This window comes from Mycobacterium sp. 141 (assembly GCF_000382405.1).
Classification (GTDB): Bacteria; Actinomycetota; Actinomycetes; order Mycobacteriales; family Mycobacteriaceae; genus Mycobacterium.
In genome coordinates this window covers 436,805-455,855 of record NZ_KB908255.1, presented here as the reverse complement: position 1 = coordinate 455,855, position 19,051 = coordinate 436,805, and the positions used below count along the sequence as shown (strand labels likewise).

19 protein-coding genes are annotated in these 19,051 nt (G+C 66.7%); 6 read left to right on the top strand and 13 right to left on the bottom strand.

Annotated elements, in window-relative coordinates; all coding sequences use genetic code 11:
• Nucleotides 1-38 precede the first annotated feature (38 nt).
• Genes H276_RS0102300 through H276_RS0102280 form a run of 5 tightly spaced genes read right to left on the bottom strand, consistent with a single transcriptional unit; the run spans nt 39 to nt 5,324 of the window.
• A complete protein-coding gene (locus tag H276_RS0102300; protein ID WP_026356499.1) occupies nt 39-893 on the bottom strand; it encodes a GNAT family N-acetyltransferase in 855 nt (284 codons plus the stop codon).
• 55 nt (nt 894-948) lie between these two features.
• Nucleotides 949-2,082, bottom strand: a complete 1,134-nt coding sequence (ispG, locus tag H276_RS0102295; RefSeq protein ID WP_019969690.1) for a flavodoxin-dependent (E)-4-hydroxy-3-methylbut-2-enyl-diphosphate synthase — start codon at nt 2,080-2,082, stop codon at nt 949-951.
• Nucleotides 2,083-2,114: 32 nt separating this feature from the next.
• Nucleotides 2,115-3,341, bottom strand: coding sequence for an RIP metalloprotease (locus H276_RS0102290; protein WP_019969689.1), 1,227 nt, complete (start codon nt 3,339-3,341; stop codon nt 2,115-2,117).
• Nucleotides 3,338-4,510 (bottom strand): 1-deoxy-D-xylulose-5-phosphate reductoisomerase, encoded by a 1,173-nt coding sequence (dxr, locus tag H276_RS0102285; protein ID WP_026356497.1) that lies wholly within the window; start codon nt 4,508-4,510, stop codon nt 3,338-3,340. The genes H276_RS0102290 and dxr overlap by 4 nt, the downstream gene beginning before the upstream one ends.
• A 43-nt stretch (nt 4,511-4,553) precedes the next feature.
• Nucleotides 4,554-5,324, bottom strand: a complete 771-nt coding sequence (locus H276_RS0102280) for a sigma factor-like helix-turn-helix DNA-binding protein (RefSeq protein WP_019969687.1) — start codon at nt 5,322-5,324, stop codon at nt 4,554-4,556.
• An 81-nt stretch (nt 5,325-5,405) separates the two neighbouring features.
• Between H276_RS0102280 and H276_RS0102275 the strand changes: the two genes are divergently transcribed.
• Nucleotides 5,406-6,254 carry an NAD(P)H-binding protein gene (locus H276_RS0102275; RefSeq protein WP_019969686.1) on the top strand — a complete coding sequence of 283 codons (849 nt, stop codon included), beginning with the start codon at nt 5,406-5,408 and terminating at the stop codon, nt 6,252-6,254.
• 52 nt (nt 6,255-6,306) lie between these two features.
• Nucleotides 6,307-6,747, top strand: coding sequence for a nitroreductase family deazaflavin-dependent oxidoreductase (locus tag H276_RS0102270; protein WP_019969685.1), 441 nt, complete (start codon nt 6,307-6,309; stop codon nt 6,745-6,747).
• Here the strand turns inward: H276_RS0102270 and H276_RS0102265 are convergent.
• Complete coding sequence (locus tag H276_RS0102265; protein ID WP_019969684.1) at nt 6,744-7,556, bottom strand: DUF4097 family beta strand repeat-containing protein; 813 nt, start codon at nt 7,554-7,556, stop codon at nt 6,744-6,746. The genes H276_RS0102270 and H276_RS0102265 overlap by 4 nt on opposite strands.
• Before the next feature lie 25 nt (nt 7,557-7,581).
• Entirely contained in the window at nt 7,582-8,058 is a 477-nt protein-coding gene (locus tag H276_RS0102260; protein WP_019969683.1) for a hypothetical protein, read from the bottom strand.
• Nucleotides 8,059-8,159: 101 nt separating this feature from the next.
• Between H276_RS0102260 and H276_RS0102255 the strand changes: the two genes are divergently transcribed.
• Both H276_RS0102255 and H276_RS0102250 read left to right on the top strand, forming a co-directional pair.
• Nucleotides 8,160-9,482, top strand: a complete 1,323-nt coding sequence (locus tag H276_RS0102255; protein WP_026356496.1) for a deoxyribodipyrimidine photo-lyase — start codon at nt 8,160-8,162, stop codon at nt 9,480-9,482.
• 76 nt (nt 9,483-9,558) lie between these two features.
• Entirely contained in the window at nt 9,559-9,813 is a 255-nt protein-coding gene (locus tag H276_RS0102250; protein WP_019969681.1) for a DUF2631 domain-containing protein, read from the top strand.
• A 36-nt stretch (nt 9,814-9,849) separates the two neighbouring features.
• Here H276_RS0102250 and H276_RS0102245 read toward each other — a convergent pair whose 3' ends face one another.
• The 3 genes from H276_RS0102245 to H276_RS0102235 form a co-directional block, all read right to left on the bottom strand.
• Nucleotides 9,850-11,103 carry a MinD/ParA family protein gene (locus H276_RS0102245; protein ID WP_019969680.1) on the bottom strand — a complete coding sequence of 418 codons (1,254 nt, stop codon included), beginning with the start codon at nt 11,101-11,103 and terminating at the stop codon, nt 9,850-9,852.
• 181 nt (nt 11,104-11,284) lie between these two features.
• A complete protein-coding gene (locus tag H276_RS0102240) occupies nt 11,285-12,232 on the bottom strand; it encodes a carbohydrate kinase (RefSeq protein ID WP_019969679.1) in 948 nt (315 codons plus the stop codon).
• Nucleotides 12,232-13,767 (bottom strand): sugar porter family MFS transporter, encoded by a 1,536-nt coding sequence (locus H276_RS0102235; RefSeq protein WP_255327452.1) that lies wholly within the window; start codon nt 13,765-13,767, stop codon nt 12,232-12,234. The genes H276_RS0102240 and H276_RS0102235 overlap by 1 nt, the downstream gene beginning before the upstream one ends.
• 236 nt (nt 13,768-14,003) lie before the next feature.
• Between H276_RS0102235 and glgC the strand changes: the two genes are divergently transcribed.
• Both glgC and H276_RS0102225 read left to right on the top strand, forming a co-directional pair.
• Nucleotides 14,004-15,242, top strand: coding sequence for a glucose-1-phosphate adenylyltransferase (glgC, locus tag H276_RS0102230; RefSeq protein ID WP_019969677.1), 1,239 nt, complete (start codon nt 14,004-14,006; stop codon nt 15,240-15,242).
• A 428-nt stretch (nt 15,243-15,670) separates the two neighbouring features.
• Complete coding sequence (locus H276_RS0102225; protein WP_026356495.1) at nt 15,671-16,222, top strand: TetR/AcrR family transcriptional regulator; 552 nt, start codon at nt 15,671-15,673, stop codon at nt 16,220-16,222.
• A gap of 122 nt (nt 16,223-16,344) precedes the next feature.
• Here the strand turns inward: H276_RS0102225 and rlmN are convergent, their stop codons facing one another.
• The 3 genes from rlmN to frr form a co-directional block, all read right to left on the bottom strand.
• Entirely contained in the window at nt 16,345-17,460 is a 1,116-nt protein-coding gene (gene rlmN, locus H276_RS0102220; RefSeq protein WP_036460418.1) for a 23S rRNA (adenine(2503)-C(2))-methyltransferase RlmN, read from the bottom strand.
• A 123-nt stretch (nt 17,461-17,583) separates the two neighbouring features.
• A complete protein-coding gene (locus H276_RS0102215) occupies nt 17,584-18,474 on the bottom strand; it encodes a phosphatidate cytidylyltransferase (RefSeq protein ID WP_019969674.1) in 891 nt (296 codons plus the stop codon).
• A complete protein-coding gene (gene frr, locus H276_RS0102210) occupies nt 18,474-19,031 on the bottom strand; it encodes a ribosome recycling factor (RefSeq protein ID WP_019969673.1) in 558 nt (185 codons plus the stop codon). The genes H276_RS0102215 and frr overlap by 1 nt, the downstream gene beginning before the upstream one ends.
• Nucleotides 19,032-19,051: the final 20 nt, after the last annotated feature.

Genomic DNA, 19,051 nt, shown 5'->3' with positions numbered 1-19,051 from the left:
CCGGTGCTGCTGTGACAGATGTGGCGAGAGCGCCCAGCTCAGTCCATCAGCACGGTCGCGAAGACGCCGACCTGATCGAAGCCGATCCGCGCATAGGTGGCCCGCGCGACTGTGTTGTAGTCGTTGACGTAGAGGCTCGCGATACGACCTGAGGCGACCACCGCAGCTGCCAGCGCGGCTGTTCCCGCGGTGCCCAGGCCGTGCCCACGCCAGTCCGGGCGCACCCAGACACCCTGGATCTGCCCGACGGCTGGTGACTGCGAACCGATTTCGGCCTTGAACACCACCTCACCGCGTTCGAACCGGGCCCACGCGCGCCCCGCGGCGATCAGTCCGGCGATGCGACGTCGATACCCCCGGCCGCCGTCACCCATCCGTGGGTCGACACCGACCTCACCGATGAACATGTCGATCGCCGCCACCAGATAGGCGTCGAGCTCTTCCATTCGTACTGGCCGCACCGCCGGGTCGATCTGGCACTGCGGCATGGCGGTCAGGGCCATCAACGGCTGCTGCTCACGCACATCGCGGGCCGCGCCCCAGACCGTTTCCAGCCGCTGCCACATCGGCAGCACCAGCTGAGCGTGGCCGACCAGCGATGAGCAGCGCCGCGGCACACTCATCGCCTTGTCGGAGAACGCCTTCAGATCCTCGAGGTTGCCCCGCAACGGAATCAGGTTGGGACCGGCGTAACACAGGGCTTCGCTGACGCGACGACGCGTCCACAGCTCACCGCCGATCGCACCGGGTTCGACCCCGTGCTCGGCGACGCGCGAGGCCACCATGCACGACCCGACCGGATCCTCGTCGAGCACCTGTAGCACCGCAGCAGCGTCGCGCACCACCGATACCCGTCGCTCATCGACAAGACGGAAAATTGGCGGAGCCGACATCGGCGATTCTCTCTGCTCAACCCGGGCGGTGGTGACCCTACTCACAGGGTCACACTCAGCTTACGGTCACCACCGGGGAACCGCTTGCATCGCCTGAACCCTGTTGTTCAGCCAGTCGCATCGCCTCTTCGATCAGCGTTTCGACGATCTGGGCCTCCGGGACGGTCTTGATGACCTCACCCTTGACGAAGATCTGGCCCTTGCCGTTGCCGGATGCCACGCCCAGGTCAGCTTCGCGCGCCTCACCGGGACCGTTGACCACACATCCCATCACGGCCACCCGCAGCGGAACCTCAAGCCCGTCCAGACCCGCGCTCACCGCATTGGCCAGCGTGTACACGTCGACCTGTGCCCGCCCGCACGACGGGCACGACACGATCTCCAGGCCCCGCGGCCGCAGGTTCAGCGACTCCAGGATCTGATTGCCGACCTTGACCTCCTCGGCCGGCGGCGCCGACAACGACACCCGGATAGTGTCGCCGATGCCCTCGCTGAGCAGCGCCCCGAAGGCCACCGCGCTCTTGATGGTGCCTTGGAACGCCGGGCCCGCCTCGGTGACCCCGAGGTGCAGCGGGTAGTCACACCGCGCGGCCAGCTGGCGGTAAGCCTCCACCATGATCACCGGGTCGTTGTGTTTGACCGAGATCTTGATGTCGCCGTAGCCGTGCTCCTCGAACAGCGACGCCTCCCACAGCGCGGATTCGACGAGTGCCTCCGGGGTGGCCTTGCCGTACTTTTTCAGCAACCGCGGGTCGAGCGAGCCGGCGTTGACGCCGATCCGGATCGGGATCCCCGCGTCCCCCGCCGCCTTGGCGACCTCCTTGACCCGGCCGTCGAACTCCTTGATGTTGCCCGGGTTGACGCGCACGGCCGCGCATCCCGCGTCGATCGCGGCGAAGATGTACTTGGGCTGGAAGTGGATGTCCGCGATCACCGGGATCTGACTGTGCCGCGCGATCTCGGCGAGCGCGTCGGCATCCTCCTGGCGAGGACAGGCCACCCGCACGATGTCGCAGCCCGACGCGGTCAGCTCGGCGATCTGCTGCAGTGTCGAGTTGACGTCGTGGGTCTTGGTGGTGCACATGGACTGCACGGCGATCGGGTGGTCGCTTCCGATGCCGACGTTGCCCACCATCAGCTGGCGGGTCTTGCGCCGGGGCGCAAGGACGGGCGGCGGCGGTGCGGGCATACCCAAACCGATCGATGTCACAGGGGTCTCTCCTACTGGAAGATGCTGAGCGGGTTGACCAGGTCCGCGGTCACGGTCAGCAGCATGTAGCCGACCACGACCGCGAGCACCACGTACGTGGCGGGCATCAGTTTGAGGTAGTTGACCGGACCGGCAGCCACCTTGCCGCGCGCCGAGCGGATCATGTTACGAAGCTTCTCGTACGTGGCAACCGCGATATGACCGCCGTCGAAAGGCAGCAGCGGCACCAGATTCACCGCGCCGAGCACGAAGTTCAGCTGGGCCAGGAAGAACCAGAACACCACCCAGAGGCCGGCCTCGACGGTCTCACCGCCGATGATGCTCGCGCCGACGACGCTGATCGGGGTTTCGGGGTCGCGCTGCCCGCCGCCGATGGAGTGCACCAGCGCGCCGACCTTGGTCGGGATCTTCGCCAGCGACTTGCCCAGCTCGACCGAGAGGTCACCGGTGAACGTGAACGTCGCGGGCACCGCCGTCAGCGCGTTGTACTGCGTGGGGCCGAATTGGGCCGCGCTCACCCCGATCGCGCCGACCTGAGCCGGGGTCGCCTCGCTGGAGCCGTCCTTGGCGATGAACCGTTGGGTCTGGGTGACGTCGACCGTGGTGGTGATCGGCTTACCGTCGCGCTCGACGGTGATCTGCGTGGGGCCGTTGGCCTTGCGCACCGCCGCGGCCATCTCGGAAAAGGTCTTCACATCCTTGTCGCCGACCTTGACCACGGTGTCGCCAGGCTTGATACCGGCCTGCGCAGCCGGGCTCGGGCCAACGCAGGGACCCTGTTGCCCCTTGCTGACCTCGCTGGTCAGGCAGCCGGTGTCGCCGACCACCGCGCCGGTGGGAGCGTGCAGGTTGGGCAGCCCCCAGATCACCGCGATGGCGTAAATCAGCACGAGCCCGATGATGAAGTTCATGGCGGGCCCGGCGAACAGCACCGCGACGCGCTTCCACACCTTCTGCCGGTACATCGCATACGGCCGATCCTCGGGGGCGATCTCTTCCACCGAGGTCATGCCGGCGATGTCGCAGAACCCGCCCAGTGGGATGGCCTTGACGCCGTACTCCGTCTCGCCCAGCGCATTGGGTCGCTTGGTCGACCACAGGGTGGGGCCGAAGCCGACGAAATAGCGCCGGACCTTCATCCCCGTGGCCCGCGCGACCCACATGTGCCCGCATTCGTGCAGGGCCACCGAGACCAGAATGGCTAGCGCAAACGCCGCTATACCGAGTGCAAACATCATTTGGTAACGAGACCTCTTCTGACGGATTCCCGCTCGACAGCCCGTTGCGCCTGACCCCTGGCCCAGCGTTGCGCGTCGAGTACGTCTTCCACGGTAGCGGGTTCGGCGGCCCACTGGTCGGCAGCGTGCAACACGTCACCCACTGTGTGCACGATCGCCGGGAACCGGATGCGGCCGTCCAGGAACGCCGCAGCAGCCTCTTCGTTCGCGGCGTTGTAGACCGCGGTCAAGCAGCCACCCCGCTGCCCGGCATACCGCGCCAGCTCCACTGCGGGGAACACCTCGTTGTCCAGCGGCAGGAATTCCCAGGTCGAAGCCGTGCTGAAATCGCAGGCAGCCGCAGCGCCGGGAACCCGGGCCGGCCACCCGAGGGCCAGCGCGATCGGCAGTTTCATGTCCGGCGGGCTGGCTTGGGCCAGGGTGGAACCGTCGGTGAAGGTGGCCATCGAGTGGACGATCGACTGCGGATGCACCACGACCTCGATGCGGTCGTAGTCGATGCCGAACAACAGGTGGGTCTCGATGAGCTCAAGGCCCTTGTTCACCAGGGTCGCCGAGTTCAGCGTGTTCATCGGTCCCATCGACCAGGTGGGATGCTTGCCGGCCTGTTCGGGGGTGACAGCTTCGAGGTCTGCGGCCGAGGCACCCAGGAACGGCCCGCCGGAGGCGGTGAGGACGATTTTGGCGATCTCGTCGGCGGTTCCCCCGCGTAGGCACTGTGCCATCGCCGAATGCTCGGAGTCGACCGGGACGATCTGACCCGGAGCGGCGGCCTTCAATACCAGCGGCCCGCCTGCCACCAGTGATTCCTTGTTCGCCAGCGCCAGCCGCGCGCCAGTGGCCAGCGCGGCCAGGGTGGGCTCCAGGCCGAGCGCTCCGACCAGGGCATTGAGCACGACGTCGGCTTCGGTGTTCTCGACCAGCCGGGTGACGGCATCGGGCCCGGTGTAAGTGACCTCACCGACCTGTGCGGCAGCGGCCGGATCGGCGACGGCGACGCTGCTGACACCTGTTTCGGCGCGTTGCGCCGCGAGCAACTCCGGATTGCCGCCACCGGCAGCCAGACCCACCACTTCGAAGCGGTCGGGATTGGCGGCGATGACCTCCAGCGCCTGAGTGCCGATGGACCCGGTACTGCCGAGAACCAGCACGCGCTGTTTTTCCGTCACCGATACATTGTGCCGCGCGGTGGGCGGCGTCCCCAACCACGCATTACTGGTTTCGCGCCGACGGATCGGCCGTCGCGTCGATCTTGAGGATCAGGCCGTCGCGAATGGTCAGTACGACCACGGCGAAGAGCCTGCGGCGGGTGTAGGCGAGCAGGACCGGTTCGCCGGCGGGCCCGCCGACCAGGGTCACGCCCGGCCCGAGGTAGAGCAAGAGATTGGCGGCGACCGCGTCGCGGCCGTGGTTGACCTGTTGGGGTGGGGCGGGCTCGGCCAGGATGGTGCCGACTCCCCACACGCTGGGATCGAGCACGGCGCCGAGCGCGACGACGTCGCCGGAGGCGCAGGCGGCGATGAACTTCTCCAGAACGACGCGGTGCTCGTCCGCGGTGACACCGCCGGCCTCCGCGTGTTCGTCGACCCGATGCGGTGTGACATCCGCAAACTTGATGCGGGCCCGCCGGGCGAGCTGTCGGCAGGTTCCGACCGGCCTGCCGACCGTTTCGGCGATCTCGTCGAACGGCACCGCGAACACGTCGTGCAGTACGAACGCGACCCGCTCCCCCGGGCTGAGCCGGTTGAGGACTTCGAACAATGCGGTCCGCACCTGGTCGTCGAGGGTCGCGCGGTCGGCCGGGTCGGGCTCCGACGACACGGTGGACTCCACCGTCCCGGGCTGCTCACGGCGCGCCAGCCGCAGAAACGCTTCCTGCGCAACGTCTTCGGCCTCACCGATGTCACCGAGCATCTGGTAGCAGAGGTTGACCAGGTACGGGCGGTGCTCCCGCCACGCCGCCTCGACCAGGGATTCGTTCATGCCGTTACGACGAAATGCCGGCCCGGAAAGTTACCGGCGCTGCGCTGTAACTTTCCCGAGGGCCACCCCGTCCTTGATCGCATGAACACCACCATTCTCGTCACGGGCGCCACGGGCAACGTCGGGCGTCCACTGGTATCCGAACTCGTCGCCGCCGGCGCCCGGGTGCGCGCCGTCAGCAGGCATCCGGCCCCGGCGGGCTTGCCCGCCGGAGTCGAGGTGGAGCCGACCGCGGCGGCCGGGCTGGCCGGGGCCGACGCCGTCTTTCTCAATTCCCGCGCGCTCGGCGCCGAACTGGCCGCGACGGTCGAACAGGCCCGCTCCGCCGGGGTACGTCGGCTGGTCGCGCTGTCGGCGATCAATGCCGACGACGACGATGCCCGCCAGCCGTCCCGCGTACGCGGGGACCGCAACCGCGAGTGTGAACACGCGGCGGTGGCGTCGGGCCTGGAGTGGGTGAGCCTGCGGCCGACGATCTTCGCGTCCAACTTCGCGGGCATGTGGGCACCGCAGCTCGCCGCGGGCGACGTGGTGAACGGTCCGTACGCCGACGCGTCGATCGCGGTGATCGCCGACGCCGACGTCGCGGCCGTGGCGGCCGTCGCTCTGCTCACCGACGACCTTGTCGGGCAACGTATTCCACTGACCGGGCCACAGGCGCTGACCAATACCGAGCTGGTGGCCGCCCTCGGCACCGCCCTGGGCCGGCCGCTGCGCTACCAGGAGGTGCCGCCGGCCGCGGTGCGGCAGCGATTTCACGCGGTCGGCTTCCCCGCGGCGTTCGCCGACGCGTATCTGGCGCTGCTGGCCGACACCGTCGGCAGGCCGGCACTGGTCACCCACGAGGTGGACAAGATCTTGGGCCGTCCCGCAACGGCTTTCGCCCGCTGGGCCGCCGACAACCGGGACCGGTTCTCGACGGCGCCCTGAAACGACGGTGCCCTGAAACGACCCGCGTCCTCGAAGAACAAGGAGCACACACATGTCCGAACCAACCCCGCCCCGCTGGCTCAAGCCCATGAACAAGGTGATGATGGCGGTGCAACGCCTGGGCATTCCGACGGGACCCGCCATGGTGTTGACCGTGCCCGGCCGCCGCACCGGGCAACCCCGTAGCACCCCGATGACCCCGTTCGACCACGATGGGGGCCTGTACACCGTCGCCGGCTATCCGGGCTCGGACTGGGCGGCCAACGCCCGGGCCGCCGGCGCCGGCACCCTCACCAGGGGACGCCGGTCTCGCCGGGTCCGCATCGTCGAACTCAGTCCCGAAGACTCCCGCCCGATCCTGCGCACGTTCGCCGTGAAGGTTCCGGTGGGCGTCGGCTTCGCCAAGCGCAGCGGCCTGGTGCTCGAGGGAACACCCGACGAATTCGAGGCGCTGGCAGGACGATTGACGGTGTTCCGGTTCGATCCCGACTAGTTGCGCCCGGCAGGCGTGGGCGTCGCGCGACGGATCGAGATGTCACCGGAGCCGGTGCGGGCGTGCACGATCAGGGTGTCGTCTCCGGCGAGCGGTCCATCGGCCGCTCCCAGCCGGTCGTCGACGGATCCGGAGCCGGTCGTGAGCTCCAGCCGCGCGGCGGTGCCCTCCGGAATGCCGACCTGAACCTCGCCGCTGCTGGTGTGCGCACTGAGCGCACCGGCGGCAGCGACGGCGACGGTCACAGATCCCGATGCCGCCTGGACCGTCAGACGGCCTCGCAACGTGCCGACGCCGAGGTTGCCGCTGGCCGCCTGGTATTTCACGTCGCCCTCGACGTGGTCGATGCGCGCATCGCCCGACGCTGTCGCGATGCGCGCGTCACCCACCAATCTGCCGATCGCGATGTCACCGGATGCGCTGTCCGCCTTGAGGTTTCCGGTCACGGAATCGACGCGTACGTCGCCGCTGGCGGTCGCGAACCGGCAGTCGGAGTAGCTGCCGTCGGCCTCGGTGTCGGCCGACGCGGCGGATACCTTCAGCCGGGATCCGGCAGGCAGGACGATGTCGATGCGTACCGCTCCCCCGCGACCGAGCGACAGCATTCGCCGGCCCGTGCTGACGGTCAGCGCGCCGTCGCGGTAGTCGATGCGTGCTGATTCGGCGATCCGCACGTCGGAAGGCCGACTCGGGTCGCGGGGCGCGACCTCGACCACGGTGTCGTCACGCTGCGACGCGCGCACGTGGACGACGCCCGCCGCCACCTCGACGTCGGCCGCGATGGGTTCGGGCGTGTGAAATGTGGGCATCGCATTCTCCTGTCGATCGATCGGTTCAGCGGACCCAGCCGCTGAAATTCTTGCCGCCGCTGCGGGTTCGGCCGGCGGATCCACCGAGGCCCGCGCTCGCCGAACGCACCAGCCAGGCGTTCACCGAGATGCCTTCACCACGCGCCGCGGCCTCGACCCCGGCGCGCAGGTTCTCGGGAAGCCGCAGGGTGACGCGCCAGGTACCGCCCGCGTCGTCGTCGGGAATCTCGGCGCCCGAGGGCACCGGAGACATCGTGGGTTCTGGGAGCTCCACCGCGAACTCCGGATCCCTGCCGTCGAGCCGGACGTGCACGGCCCCGGGCGCGAGTTCCCGCGTGATGTGCTCGGCGGCCTCGGAGAGGGCTTCGAGCAACGCGAGCCGTAGCGCCGAGTCCAGTGGCGCGGTCAGCCGCTGCGCGAGCGCCTCAGCTTCAGTACCACCCGCAGCGGCCGCCACCGCCAGTTCATGTCGGACGGCGTCCACATACGGCTGCAAATCCATGATGTCATCATGACATCATTATGACGGTCACTTCAAGTGTCACTGTGGTGCATGGCAGCTGCCCGACCTCCGGTCCGTTCGGTTCGGGCACCATCGGAGGCATGCCCACCTTGCTGTGGTTCCGGCGCGATCTGCGCCTGGCCGACCACCCCGCCCTGCTGGCCGCCGCGCAGGACGACGCCGAGGTGCTCGCCTGCTACGTGCTCGACCCACGGCTGACCGCATCGGCGGGACATCGCCGCCTGCGCTACCTCTACCGGTCGCTGCACGAGCTGCGGGCGCGCCTGGACGGCAGGCTCCTGGTGGTACAGGGCAGGCCCGAGCAGCAGATTCCACGCCTCGCCCGGGGCGTGGGAGCGGATTCGGTGCACGTCTCACAGGACTACTCACCGTTCGGGCGGCGGCGCGACGACGCCGTGCGGACCGCGCTCGCCGACGTATCGCTGTGCGCGACGGGCTCGCCCTACCTGGTCTCGCCCGGGCGCATCAGCAAGCAGGACGGCGCGCCTTATCAGGTGTTCACCCCGTACTATCGGGCCTGGCGCGACCATGGGTGGCGCGCTCCTGCCGCCTCGGGGCCCGACTCGGCGCGGTGGATCGACCCGGCCGGGCTGCCCGGCGCGACCGAGATCCCGGACATCCCCGGCCGGCTGGACGCGCCCGCGGGTGAGCTCGCGGCCACGACGCAGTGGCGGAAGTTCGTCGAGACGTCGCTGCCCGGCTACGCCACCGACCGCGACCGTCCCGACCTCGACACCACCAGCCGGATGTCGGCCCATCTGAAGTTCGGCACCATCCACCCGCGCACGATGGCGGTCGATCTCGGCGCGGACGCCGATGCGTATCTGCGGGAGCTGGCTTTTCGCGACTTCTACGCCACCGTGCTGCACCACTGGCCCGAAAGTGCCTGGCAGAGCTGGAATCGCGGCCTGGCCTCGATCGAGGTGGATGACGGACCCGACGCGCAGCGCATGTTCGACGCCTGGACCGCCGGGATGACGGGCTTCCCGATCGTCGACGCCGGGATGCGCCAGCTCGCCCGGACCGGCTTCATGCACAACCGGGTCAGGATGATCGCCGCGTCATTTCTCGTCAAAGACCTGCACCTGCCGTGGCAGTGGGGGGCGCGATGGTTCCTCGACCAGCTCACCGACGGCGATGTGGCCAACAATCAGCATGGCTGGCAGTGGGTCGCCGGGTGCGGCACCGACGCTGCTCCATATTTCCGGGTGTTCAACCCGACCGTGCAGGGCGCGAAGTTCGATCCCGCGGGCGAGTACATCCGGCGTTGGGTGCCCGAGCTCGCCGAGGTCGCCGACGTACACAAGCTCGGCGAGGCACGGCCCGAGCAGTACCCGGCGCCGATCGTGGACCACGCAGAGGAACGGCGTGAAGCGTTGCGCCGATACCAACAGTTGAGATGACCGGTGCCGGTCGACATACGACGCAGTGTCGTATGCCAGAATGTCTGCAGTCCCTGCCCGACTGTGAGGAGCAACCGTGGCCAGCACCGAAGTGGAGCGACACAACGGCGTCGACGTCGAGGACGTGCCTTCAGCGGCCTGGGGCTGGTCCAAGGAGAACATCAAGGTCATCCACATCGGTGGCCTGCTCTCCGCGGCTTTCCTGCTGGTGATGCTCCGCGGCAACCACGTCGGACACGTCGAGGACGTCTTCCTCATCGGATTTGCGATACTGCTCGTAGCGCTGGTCGGTCGCGATTGGTGGCTGCGCCGCCGCGGCTGGATTCGCTGACCTGAACCACCCGGCGGTGGAGACCGGAACTCGCCATCAGGTGGCGATGGATCCGTCGAAATCGTCGGACAACGCAGCAGCGAGTTCGAGGATGCGCCGCTGGAACCGTGGCCGGAGCAGGTCGAGATGGATCTCGGTGCCGCCGGCAACGTGCTTGTCCCAGGGCAGGACGAACACCCGACCCGGTGGCAGATGCTTCTGAAACTGCGTGACGAGTGCGCCCGTGTCGACGTTGGGTCGGCCTGAGCCGATATGGTTGATCACCACGCAGGTGCGGTTCAGCAGGTCCCGGTAGCCGTTCTGCCACAGCCAGTCGAGCGTTACGGCGGCCTGACGCGCGCCGTCGATCGAGGCGCTGGCCACGATCACGGCTCCCGAAACTGAGCTCAGCACGCCGCGGGCCGCGGGCTGGAACATGTCGGCCGCGCAGTCGGCGACAACCAGGTTGTAGTGCCGCGACACGATGTCGGTGGCGGCTTTCCAGTCGGCGTCGTTGAATGCGCGGGTCGCCGCGCTGTACTCCATACTCGACAGCACCTCGAGCTTCGACTCGTTGATGCTGGTGAACCCGCGCACGTCGTTGTAGCGCGACAGATCTTCGGCGGCGAGCAGATCCGCGACGGTCGCCGAGGATTGCCGACCGGCCCGGTCGGCCAGATTGCCGCTGGCCGGGTCGGCATCGATGGCCAAGATCCGGTCGCCGCGCACCTTGCTCAGCATCGACCCGAGTGCGACGGTGATGGCCGTCTTCCCGACGCCGCCCTTGAGGCCGAAGACCCCTATCTGGTATGCCTCCCTGGCGTTGCGGCGGATCCGCGCATACAGGTCGAGTTCGTAGCGCTCGTCGCGCGACAAGCCCAGATTCACGCGGGTGGTGCGGTACAGCAACCCGCGCCAACCCCGTTGCGAATGCATCTTGACCGTCGGCCGCACACCGACCCGTGCGAGGTTGTCGACAGCTCGGTGCTCGCTCAAACCGACTCCGGTACCGACCCCCGACCAGCTGTCGACCGGCTGCAGGCCGTCCTGAGGAGGCCACGGGGGTCGCGGCGGGATCGGTTGGATCTTGGTGGTGGTCTCGGCCTCGGTCGGGTCCGGAGCCATCACCGACGGGGCCGGTGCCTCGCTGATGGGCGGCCCTGCCGCCGTCATTTCACCGTCCCGTGATCGGACCTCGCTCAATGGCGTGACGGACCCACCGAACAGAGCGTCATTCCCGCCGTAGGTCGCAGGTTCCTTGGCGTGTTTGGGGTCGCGGGAGTACATGAGCCGGTCGTTGTCGGCCGACATAGATACCTCTCAATCGGTCACTCGCGCTGACGTACCGCCGATGGGTGTCACGATGTTCGCGGTTGCGTCGCAATCCGGACATGGCCTGGTCGAGACATTGTTGTCCAGCTCACCAGCCGAATGCCACCTGGCGGCAGGTCGCCGGTCGGGATCCCCGCAGCGTACAGGCCGGCGCAGCTGTTCAGCGCAGCATCGGATCAGCCGCCTGAACCGCCCGTACCTCGGCCATCGTCGGTGCGTAGGCACCGAAGCGACTGACGGTCAGCGCACTGGTGATGACGGCTCGGTGCAGGGCGGGCTGGACATCGGACCAATCGACCGCGAGAAGCCGTTGGCGCGCTTCAGACGAGCCGAGGAGGTCGGCATCCATCAGCCCCGAGATCAACCCCGCCATGAATGAGTCGCCGGCACCGACGGAGTCGCCCACTTCGACGGTCAGTTGGTCGAGATGCAGCATGTCCCGATTGCTGGCGAGCAACGCGTAGGCACCCCATGGTCCGCGGGTGATCACGACCATGGCCGGACCGATCTTCACCCACCTGCGCATGATGTCTTCGACTGGCGTTTCGGGATACAGCCAGGCCAAGTCTTCGTCGCTGGCCTTGACCACGTCGGACAGCGCGACCATCTGTTCGACGCGGTCCACGACCGCGTCGGGGGATTTCATCAGCGCCGGCCGGATATTCGGGTCGTAGGAGACGGTGCAGTGCCCCTTCATCCGCTTGGCGACATCGACGACGGCCGAACCTCCGGGTTCGAGCGTGGCCGCGATGCTGCCGGTGTGCAGATGCCCGAACGAGGAAACGTCGGGTATCGGCGGGACTTCCCACGTCAGGTCGAAATCATAAGTGGCGTGCCCATGTTCGTCGACATGAGCGAACGCCACAGGCGTCTTTTCCGCCGAGTCGGTGCCGGCGACGATGTCCAGTCCCGCCGATTCCGCGCGTTGCCGCAGCAGTTCCCCTCGGGCATCCATGCCCCAGTGCGCACAAATGCTCGCCGGATGCCCGAGCGTGGCAATACCTACCGCGACGTTGAGCGGGCTACCGCCGACGTGTTCCTCGGTGGACCCGGGCCGGATGACGACGTCGATCAACGCCTCACCGAGGCTGAGCACGCGCGCGGTCATCAACGGCCCGTCGCTGCGAACGGATCGCCCGGTTCGTTCATGAGCCCCAGTCTGGCCTCCACCTCTTCCAGTGGCACGCCCTTGGTTTCAGGCATGACCTTCAACACCCAACCCAACTGGCCGATCATCGCAATGAAGAAGATGCTGAACGCGACACCTCCGCCGAACGCACCGATGATCGGCGGGAACGCGAATGAGGTGATCGCCGCGAACACCCAGTGCGTCAGGCTGCCCAGCGACTGCCCGCGCCCCCGGATCCGGTTGGGGAAGATCTCGGAGATGAACACCCAGATCACCGAACCCTGCCCGAACGCGTGCGCGGCGATGAACACCATCAGACCGGCCAGCACCAACACCGACGAGGTGCTGGTGAATGCGCCGCCGCGGAAGTCCTCGTAGAAGAACATCACCCCGGCGAGGAAGCCCAGCGAGATGAGGTACCCGATCGAACCGACGATCATCAGCTTGCGGCGGCCGATCTTGTCGATCACCGACAAGGCGGCCATGGTGGCAACAAGATTCATCGCGCCGACAGCGACGCTCATCCAATATGCGGCGCTGGTACTCGCGCCCGCCTCCTGCATGACCCGCGGCGCGTAGTACAGGATCGCGTTGATACCCGACATCTGGTTGAAGAACGCGATCGCTACCGCCAGCAGGATGACTTTTCGGTGTCCGGGGGTGAAGAACGGCACCGACGGCGCGTTCACGGCGGCCGCCAACGACGAGCGGATCTCGGCCATCTCGAAGGTGGCCTCCTCCGGCGTCGAGCACAGACGGTTGCAGGTGACAGTGGCCTCATCCCAGCGGCCGGCAGTCGCGAGCCAGCGCGGCGTCTCGGGAACCGTCGGCAACAGCAACAGGAAGACCACGGCGGGAATAACCATCACGCCGAGCATCCAGCGCCAGGCGTGCTCATCATCCGCGAGAGCCCGGACAATCGCGTTGGATGCGTAGGCCAGCAGGATGCCGAACACGATGTTGAACTGCACCAAACCCACCAATCGACCGCGGTGAGCCGCCGGAGCCACTTCGGCGGTGTAGATCGGGGCACACACACTGGCGGCGCCGACGCCGAGGCCACCGAGGAACCGGAAAGCCATCAGCATCTCCACGTCCGTGGCCAGCGCCGAGCCCAGCGCGCCGAGCACGTAGCAGACGCCGATGGCGTAGAGGACCTTCTTGCGTCCGTAGCGGTCGGCGGGCCGTCCCGCGGTCAGTGCTCCGACGATCGTTCCGATGAGGGCGGTGGTGACGGTGAACCCCAACTTGGCATCGCTGAGAGCGAAGACGTGCTGGATCTGTTCCTCGGCACCCGAGATGACCGCGGTGTCGAACCCAAAAATCAGACCGCCCAGTGCAGCCACCACGGCGCTGCGAATCACCAGAGGCTTCATGGAAGCTAAAACTAGAACTCGGTACAGCACGTTCGCAGGGCAATGCCGACTCTTGATCGGCGATTTCGTACCAGAAGGCCAATCGTGTTGGTTTTCCGTTGCGTTCTGTTGACTTTCATGTTTTCTGATCCGAATCATCCACGCGCGCAGTCTTCCCCGTCACGGTGGCGTACGTACGCAGGCGTGATCGCCGATGCGCCCGACAAATACATGCGTTCGGTGCACCAATCCCACGGATCCCATCGTGTTGATTTCGCGGAGACCGCACATGTGCGGAGTTGACGCATTTACGATTTAGTGTCCAGACGAATTGGCGATCGAACCTGAAACCCGCGCTGATGTGCGCTCTATTGCTCGCTAGAGGAGTACTGAAGATGGCCGATCCAAAAGTTCTCGGCATCGTCCTGGCCGGCGGTGAAGGCAAACGTCTCTCACCACTGACCCTCGACCGGGCCAAACCAGCGGTTCCGTTCGGCGGACTGTACCGATTGATCGACTTCGCCTTGTCGAACCTGGTCAACGCCGGGATACTCCGCATCGCGGTCCTCACCCAGTACAAGAGCCACAGTCTTGACCGCCACATCACCACGACCTGGCGGATGAGCAGCATGCTCGGCAACTACGTGACCCCGGTGCCCGCCCAACAACGCCTCGGCCCGCAGTGGTACACGGGTTCGGCCAACGCGATCTACCAGTCGCTGAACCTCATCTACGACGAAAAACCGGACCTGGTCATCGTTTTCGGCGCCGACCACGTCTACCGCATGGACCCGCGCCAGATGATCGCCCAGCACCTCGACACCGGGGCAGGCGCCACCGTCGCCGGCATTCGTGTGCCCCGCAGCGAAGCCAGCGCCTTCGGCGTCATCAAGACTGCCGCCGACGGCCGCACAGTCGAGGCGTTCCTGGAGAAGCCGTCCGACCCACCGGGGTTGCCCGGCGCCCCCGACGAAACCTTCGTCTCCATGGGCAATTATCTGTTCTCCACCGACGTGCTACTCGAGGCGCTGCGCGCTGATGCCAACGACGCCGCCAGCAAGCACGACATGGGCGGCAACATCATGCCGATGATGGTCGAGCGGGGCCTCGCTCAGGTCTACGACTTCCAGAGCAACGAGGTACCCGGCGCCGCACCCAACGATACCGGCTACTGGCGCGACGTCGGAACCTTGGACTCCTACTACGACGCCCACATGGACCTGTGCGCCGTTGTGCCGGTCTTCAACCTGTACAACAGCAAATGGCCGATCCTCACTCACATTCCACCCCACCCCCCAGCCAAATTCGTCCACGAGGACGACGGCCGCGTGGGTCGCGCCATCAACAGCGTCGTCTCCAACGGCGTCATCGTCTCGGGTGCACTGGTGCGTGAGTCGGTGCTGTCCCCCGGGGTACGCGTCGAGGAATACGCCAGCGTCGAACGCTCGGTGATCATGGACAACACGGTCATCGGGGCGGGGGCCGTGGTGCGCAACGCCATCCTCGACAAGGGCGTCGTGATACCCCCGGGGGTCAAGATTGGTGTCGACAAAGATGACGACCGTGCCCGCGGATTCGTCGTCTCCGACTGCGGCGTGACCGTCCTCGGCAAGTTTCAGCAAGTCACCGGCTGAGGCCCGATAGCCCGGGGTGCATGGCTGACATCCCCGGGCTGTCATTTACACATTTTGCAGCACCGGGCCGAGCTGGTGGCGGAGCCACCTTCTGGACCACCAAGGCCGTCGACGGGGTACCGGACCATACCGCGTGCGTAAGCAATTCAGCGCTGCCACAGATCATCTGGGCCTCGGTGCGAGCGAGCCGACCGCGTGTCTCCCACCCGCTCAGAACCGGGACTCCGAGTTGGTGCAGCACGAAGCGCACCATACAAAGTTCCAGCGACACAATAGTATTCGGCCCTCATACGGTCGACGCTCAGCACCGAGCGGCCCGCAAGGCCGCCGCTGCTCTACGCTTGCGTCCGGATAGCTGTGGCAATGCTGAGGAAATCGCTGTGATGGCCCTACGATTTGGGAAACCCATTGTCGACCGAGGCTTGGATGTGAATGAACCAGTGCCCGCTCAGCGGGATGTCGAGGATACTTCGACGCGCCACCGGATCCTGGCGGCGACGGCCGAGGTGCTCGCCCGCAGCGGGCAGACCAAGCTCAGCCTGTCCGAGGTTGCTCTGCAGGCCGGGGTGTCGCGTCCAACGCTGTACCGCTGGTTTGCCGATAAACAGGAATTGCTCGACGCCTTCGGGCAATTCGAGCGGGATATGTTCGATTCCGGTGTCGGGCGTGCCATCGTCGGGCTGCGCGGAACCGAAAAGCTGGACGCGGCTTTGCGATTCATCGTCTCCTTCCAACAGTCCTATTCGGGGGTGCGGTTGGTCGACATCGAACCTGAGGTCGTGATCGCGCAAATGGCACAGGTCGTCCCGGTGATGCGGGACCGCCTACAGAAGCTGCTGTCCGGCCCCAATGCCGCGGTCAAGGCCGCGATCGTGACCCGGCTGGCGGTGTCGCACTACATCGTGCGCAGCGACGACGACGATCAGTTCCTCACGCAGCTGCGCCAGGCCGTCGGAATCAAGCTTCCCGACGCGAACTAGTGTTGCGCCGCAGGCGCCCCGCTCGCACATCGGCTTTCGTCCCGCACCGGACCCACCACCCCGCTTTGTCACGCCAGAGTGGCTCTCGCGGCCGATGGTCACTCCAGCGTGACACGAGTAATTCAGCCCTCGGCGGCGAGCTGACCGCAGGCAGCCGCGATCTCTTGGCCGCGGGTATCGCGCACCGTGCACGACACACCCTTGGCCTGAACACGTTTGACGAATTCCCGTTCGACCGGCTTGGGGCTGGCGTCCCACTTGCTGCCCGGCGTGGGATTGAGCGGGATGAGGTTCACGTGCACCAAAGGACCGAGCTTGCTGTGCAGCTTCTGACCCAGGAGATCTGCGCGCCAAGGCTGGTCATTGATATCACGGATCAGCGCGTACTCGATGGAAACCCGCCGACCGGTGACATCGGCGTAATAGCGTGCGGCCTCAAGAACTTCATCGACACTCCACCGGTTGTTCACCGGCACCAACGTGTCACGCAACTCGTCGTCAGGAGTGTGTAGAGACACCGCCAGCGTGACGCCCAGGCGCTCGTCGGCCAGCTTCCGAATGGCCGGCGCGAGCCCCACCGTCGACACCGTCACTGACCGCGCGCTGATGCCGAAACCGTTGGGCGGCGGTGCGATGATGCGCCGCACAGCGGCCAGCACCCGGTTGTAGTTGGCGAGCGGCTCCCCCATGCCCATGAACACGATGTTGGACAGGCGGCCACCGCCGGCAGTTCCACCGAAGTGTTCGTCACGCATGGCCGACGACGCGGCGCGCACCTGTTCGAGGATCTCGGCGGTCGAGAGGTTGCGCTTGAGGCCGCCCTGCCCCGTCGCGCAGAACGGGCAGGCCATCCCGCACCCGGCCTGTGACGAGATGCACACGGTGTTGCGCTGCGGGTAACGCATCAACACCGACTCGAACGTCGTGCCGTCACCCGCGCGCCACAGTGTCTTGCGGGTCTCCCCCGCGTCGCACTGGATCTGCTTCACCGGGTCGATGAGAGTCGGGAACAGCGCCTCGGCCACCTGATCGCGCACGGCGGCGGGCAGGTCGGTCATCTGCTGAGGGTCGGCGATGAGCCGGCCGTAGTACTGGTTGGCCAGCTGTTTTGCCCGGAATTTCGGCAGCCCCAGCTCGGCGACCGCGGTCGCACGACCCTCCTCGTCGAGGTCGGCGAGATGCCGCGGCGGCATGGCGCGTCGCGGTGCATCGAAAACCAGGGGCAGGGATCGGGACATGATGTTTTGTCAGTATCTCATCTCAACGTGGCCGAAATTGATTTGGACGAGCACCGCAGTCCGTCACACCGATCGCGGTACTGGCGTTCCGGTTCGGTGGGCTGCAGCGAAGGAACCCGGGGTTCAGGCGAGCAGCGTCAACACGATCCAGGTGGCGACGGCTGAGGGCAGCACTGAGTCGATGCGGTCCATCAGGCCCCCGTGGCCGGGCAGCAGCGTGCCCATGTCTTTGATCCCCAGGTCGCGTTTGACTTGGGATTCGACCAGGTCGCCCAGCGTGCCGGTGACGACGAGCATTATGCCGAGCGGCACACCCACCCAGGCCGGCTTGTCGAGCAGGAACCGCACGGCCAGCACCGACACGACGACGCCGAGCACCAGTGAGCCGGCGAGGCCCTCCCAGGACTTCTTCGGGCTGATCGCCGGCACCATGGGGTGCTTTCCGAACAACACCCCGGCCGTGTAGCCGCCTACGTCAGAGGCCACCACACCGAGCATCAAACAGAACACCCGGCCCGCACCGTCGGGCGGGTAGATCAGCAGCACGCCGAACGCGCCGAACAAAGGTATCCAGGCGGCCAGGAAGATGGTGACCGAGACGTCACGGGTGTAGTTGACCGGCGCTGCCGACAGGCCACCGGACAGCAGTCGCCAGATCAGGCACAGCACCACCGTGCCGCCGAACCCGCCCAGCGCGCCGGCCGGGCCGAACGGCCAGGTCAGCCAGATCATGGCCTGCCCACCGATCAGCAGCGGCACGATCGGCACCGAGTAGCCGCCCTCCCGCAGTCGGCGCACCACCTCGTGGGTGGCCACCGCCATAGCCACTGCAACGACGCCGACCCAGACCTTGGGCGCGAACAGCAGTATGGCGATGACCGAGCCGCCGAGCCCGGCGCCGACGGCGATTGCTGCCGGCAAGTTGCGCCCGGCGCGTCCCGTCTTTTTCACGGCCTCGTTCGTCGGCTCGGAAGCCGGTGTGTTTGCCACTGAACTTGCCTGCTGATTGGTCACTAGACCTCCAGCAGTTCGCCTTCTTTGTGCTTGACCAGGTCGTCGATCTGAGCGGTGTAGGTGTGCGTCGACTTGTCGAGATCCTTCTCGGCGCGCGCTACCTCGTCCTCACCGGCTTCGCCGTCCTTCTTGATGCGGCCGAGCTCTTCCATCGCCTTACGCCGGATGTTGCGCACCGACACCTTGGCATCCTCGCCCTTCGACTTGGCCTGTTTGACCAGGTCCCGACGGCGCTCTTCGGTCAGCTGAGGGACGGAGATGCGGATGACGTTGCCGTCGTTGCTGGGGTTGACGCCGAGGTCGGAGTTGCGGATGGCGTCTTCGATCGGCCTGAGCTGAGATGTCTCGTAGGGCTTGATGACGACGAGCCGCGCCTCGGGCACGTTGATGCTCGACAGCTGCGTGATCGGGGTCATCGCACCGTAGTAATCGATGTTGATGCGGGAGAACATGCCGGGGTTGGCCCGACCCGTGCGAATCGACGCCAAATCGTCGCGGGCCACGGTGACGGCCTTTTCCATCTTCTCTTCGGCATCGAAGAGAGTCTCGTCGATCACGTTGGGTTCTCCCGTCCCTG